General features: G+C 56.1%; 4 protein-coding genes. 2 read left to right on the forward strand and 2 right to left on the reverse strand.

Features of this window, described 5'->3' with window-relative positions:
* Positions 1 to 581 (reverse strand): aldehyde dehydrogenase iron-sulfur subunit PaoA (paoA, locus tag GQ59_RS30205; RefSeq protein ID WP_432762620.1); only part of this gene is annotated, 581 nt, incomplete at its 3' end.
* Positions 582 to 797: 216 nt separating this feature from the next.
* On the reverse strand, positions 798 to 2804 hold the full coding sequence (locus GQ59_RS30210; protein ID WP_037088569.1) for a putative bifunctional diguanylate cyclase/phosphodiesterase: 2007 nt from the start codon (positions 2802 to 2804) through the stop codon (positions 798 to 800).
* Positions 2805 to 3061: 257 nt separating this feature from the next.
* Here GQ59_RS30210 and GQ59_RS30215 point away from each other — a divergent pair, with 257 nt between their 5' ends.
* Together GQ59_RS30215 and GQ59_RS32915 are read left to right on the forward strand one after the other, a co-directional pair.
* On the forward strand, positions 3062 to 4105 hold the full coding sequence (locus GQ59_RS30215; protein ID WP_037088570.1) for a class I SAM-dependent methyltransferase: 1044 nt from the start codon (positions 3062 to 3064) through the stop codon (positions 4103 to 4105).
* 32 nt (positions 4106 to 4137) lie between these two features.
* Positions 4138 to 4350: hypothetical protein (locus GQ59_RS32915; RefSeq protein ID WP_207642201.1), on the forward strand; the 213-nt coding region annotated here is incomplete at its 3' end.

The raw sequence follows: 4350 nt of genomic DNA on the forward strand, positions 1-4350 counted from the left end.
CATCGACAGATGTTGCCGCTCATGCGCTCGCGAATCTCCGTTACGGTCACCGAAGCCGGCGCGGTAAGGTCGGCAGTTACATGGCTCGGAATATTCGCCTTGATCTCCTCAAGGACTGCCACCGAGGAACAGATCTGCCCGGGCGTACAGTAACCGCACTGGAAACCGTCGTGCTTCACGAAGGCCGCCTGCATAGGGTGGAGGCGGCCCGGTTCGCCCAGACCTTCGATCGTGGTGATCTCGTCCCCCTCGTGCATGACGGCAAGCGTCAGACAGGAATTGAGGCGACGGCCGTCCACCATGACGGTACAGGCACCACATTGCCCGTGGTCGCAGCCTTTCTTCGTTCCGGTCAGATGGAGATGTTCGCGCAGGGCGTCGAGCAGTGTGGTCCTGTTATCGACGATCAGTTCGCGCCGCTCGCCGTTGACGGAAAATGCGATAGAGGTGCTGAGGTTCATCCTACTTCCCGAAGATTGCGCTGCCGCTGTAAGCGGCACGGCGCTGGTCGCCGCGACAGCTGCGGCAGACGAGATAAGTAAGGCCCGTCGGGAGATTTCAAGTTGGGTTGGGTTTTGCATAGCCAGCTCCAGTTCCACAAATGGACGCGAGGCGCTGCGACCGGCAGCGCATTCTGAAACTAGTGCGGCGAAAACAGGCGATTAGTATCTGATTCTCGCATGGACCTATCGATGCTGGACATAAATGATGAGTAGCATCCGTAGATTCGGCTGAGCGGAAAAACCTCCAAGCGCTACCGGGAAACCACGATCCCCGGGTCTTGGTTGGAGCTGAACCTATGCCCCATTCCAAAATAAACGTTTGGAATCCGGGTTCCTGACCGTGCTGAACTTCAACACGTTATCAGTTTCAAGCTGAGCTGCCGGGCCGGGCCGTGCAATGTAATATCCCTGAAGCTGGGTGATTCCGTACTGCTGCATCAGCCGCAGATGTTCGATAGTTTCGACGCCTTCGACAAGGATACTTACGCCGCGATTGCGCAACAGGCTGATGATGTCGAGCAACATCCTCTTCCCTCTCTCCGTGTTGCAGTCGTGGAGGAAGGAGCGATCGATCTTGACGGTGTCGAATTCTATCAGGCGAAGCCAGGAGAGCCCCGCAAAACCTGTGCCAAAATCGTCGAGCCAGACTTGAGCCCCCAGCTTTCTCAGGTCGCTGATGCAACGAACCACATCCTTGTCGATTTCCAGCTCCACGCCTTCGGTAATTTCGAAAGCAAGGCGAGCGCCCGTCACTTCGAATTCGGCGAGTGTTGCTGCGACATAGCTGGAGAAACCCGGCATCTTAAGTTCAATCGGCGAAACGTTGACGCTAACAACTTGCACCAGGTCGGTTGCCAACAGATCCCGGCAAACAGTGCGAATTGCCCACCGGCCGAGTTCAACGATCGAGCCTGTCCTTTCCGCAACCGGGATGAATTTACCAGGCGATACGGGCGTTCCGTCCAACATGCTCAAACGCATCAAAGCTTCAACAGCGTTCGTTTTGCCTGTCTGGACGTTTCGGATCGGCTGATAGACGAGGGAGACGAGGCCGTGTTCAAGCGCGATCTTCAGGGTCGCGGCTATATCCTCGCTGTCATCGCGGCTCTGCGGGTCTTCGGGATCGAAGACCACGAGGGTGTTGCGGCCGGCTGCCTTGGCGGCGTAAAGCGCGCGGTCAGCTTCATGAATGACCTTGTCGACCTGCTTGGTCTCGTCCCGCGTATAGGACACCCCGACACTTACGGTGACGACGCTGGTCCCGTCTCGCCTGTGCTCGTGTGGCCAGGCCAGGGCTCGGACGGCAGCACACATTGCTTCGGCGAGTTCGGCCCCTCTTTCCGAATTTTGCATTGGTGTGATGACGATGAATTCTTCACCCCCGTATCGGCCGATAACCGAGCCGAAGGACGAAGCCACGCTTTGGAGACGCGCGGATACAGCCACCAGGCACCGGTCACCGTCTTGATGACCGTAGCAGTCGTTATAGTGCTTGAAGTAATCTACATCGATAAGCAGGACGGCAAAGGGCGCCCCGTGGTCCAGCCAGCGTTGCCAATAGTCACGCAGACGTTGATCGATTGCCCGGCGGTTTTCCAGGCCAGTCAAGGAATCCGTGTTTGAGAGGTGCAAAAGAGCCTTGCCTCTTTCGTCGGCAGCAGCTTGCTGCAAACTTGCTTCCAGAGCATTTAAGAAGACTTTGTAGCGTTCTCTGTTGAGCTGGAGGTTCACATATGACGTAAAAACAAAGCAAGAAATGCAGAACGCACCAAGGATCAGCTTGTAGAGAAGCAACATAGGCGCGAACAGGTAAAGGGCGAAGATGAAGATGAGCATGTTCGTTGCGGAGGCCGCAAGAGCAACCGGAAACCGGAAACTGAAGAACAAGTTGACGCTCATCATGAAGATCGCCCCAAATACCATGTAGTATGAGAAAGCGTCCCTGGCTGTGGTCATCTGGGCGGTGAGAAGCCAGACGAGATAAGCTGCGAGCACGGACATCGCAGCGGCCATATCGACTGTATCGGCTTTTGCTTTGCGATAGAGCAAGAGTTCCAGCACGCACAGGGCACCGACGCCAACCACCAGCCGGCCGGCTATCGTGTACTGGACGACATCACCAATAAAAACATAGTCCGTGAAAGAGTATGCAAGGTAAGTAGCTACCGCAATCCAGAGGCCGTGGCGCGTGGCGCTCTTTCGGCCGCTCTCGCTCTTCTGGTTATAAAGGCTGCGCAACTGTTCTGGCGACAGCGACGGCCGCGCGATGGCGACTGCAGTCTCGGCTAACACGTGCGTCATGCCCCTGCCACCCAACATCTTGCAGCAGTTGCCCGACGCAGACCGCTAGCTGGAGCTGGATAGCTCTACCCAGACTCCACATCAACCGACAACGCTCCAACGCCCCCTGAGCCGATGGAGTATCTCTCGGGTTCACTAATATTTTCTAAAGTTAATACGTGCAGCGCGGCGCTGCGCCAACCTTGGCACTTGACCTCGATGAGAATGTTGAAGAGTTTAGATAAAATTTTAAACGATTGTTCACCAATGAGGTCTCCGTGGCTCAGCCCCTCTTTTCCCTTGATGGCCAAAGCTTGATCACACCGCAGTCGGTCAGCAGTAAGTTCGTCTCGCCTGCCCGGGATGATGACACGGACCTTCTGCGAACCGCGGAGGCTGAGTTCGCGGTTGTCATCAACATTGCATTGCAGCGATTCGCCGCGGGCAAAGACCTGCCCGACGCAGTCAGGTGGTTGATTGGCCAACTCCATGACGTGCGGCAAAAATTCGGCGTTGCCGTTTGGCAGAAGCTCATCCCGATTATTCAGTCCCATTCCTCGGCAAAGATCCTGCAGCAGTGCCCGTTCACGCGTTGGTCCTTTGAAAAACCTCGTGGCTATTCCGGTGATGCCAGTCTCATAGACTTCATCTATGGGCATCCGGCGGTGGCCGAGGAAGTGGCTAGATCCACTCCTCTGGGTCTTGATATCTTCGAATACACGATAAACGCTCCTGGCCCGGTAGCCGTAAGGGAACGTCGCGACATCCTGACCCGCTACGTTGATGAGACCGCTGCGCGAACGGGTTCGAATACCGAGGTCCTGGCCGTCGCCGCCGGTCACCTTCGCGAAGCGGAAGCATCGAAAGCGCTCGCGGAAGGCCGACTCAAACGCTGGGTTGCTCTTGATCAGGACCCTCAAAGTATTGGCTCGATCTCGAGCCAATTCCACGGGACTTCCGTCGAACCTATCGACGGATCTGTCCGAGGCTTGCTCGCACGAAAGCATCAGATTGGCACCTTCGACCTAATCTACGCGGCCGGACTGTACGATTACCTCACCGATAGGGTAGCGATCCGACTCACGCAGATTTGCATGGAAATGCTGAAGCCGGGCGGCGTCTTTCTATTTGCCAACTTCTCCGATGAGATGGCCGACGACGGATACATGGAATCCTATATGAACTGGGAGCTGCTCCAGCGTTCCGAGGCCGACATGTGGCGTATTGCCAATGGCAGCGCCCCGGGAAACGCGGTTGAAAAGAGAGTCTGGTTCGGTGCCAACCGCAACATCATTTACAGTACCCTCAGGAAGCTGGCATAAGCCCGACAGGGCCGGGCGCATCACAAAATCCAATGCCCGGCCTCGGCCATGTCGCCGCTTGCGCATTGCAACTCGACTTCACTGATTTTATCCATCTGAAGAATTCAGAGAAACTGAAAAGAATGATGACTTCCCGCGCCGAAACGAGCGCGGGAACCTTGGTCATGACGCCAGGGCGTGTGAAATGCGTTCCAAAGCTTCGGATTTCTCATGCGATCTTCATCATCCGGAACCTTTTGCCACTC

The sequence above is a fragment of the Neorhizobium vignae genome (assembly GCF_000732195.1).
Taxonomy (GTDB): Bacteria; Pseudomonadota; Alphaproteobacteria; order Rhizobiales; family Rhizobiaceae; genus Neorhizobium; species Neorhizobium vignae.

Bases quoted from the DNA above. Each gene is read 5' to 3' on its own strand.
- GQ59_RS30210 (WP_037088569.1), bottom strand. From the start codon at position 2,804: ATGACGCACGTGTTAGCCGAGACTGCAGTCGCCATCGCGCGGCCGTCG.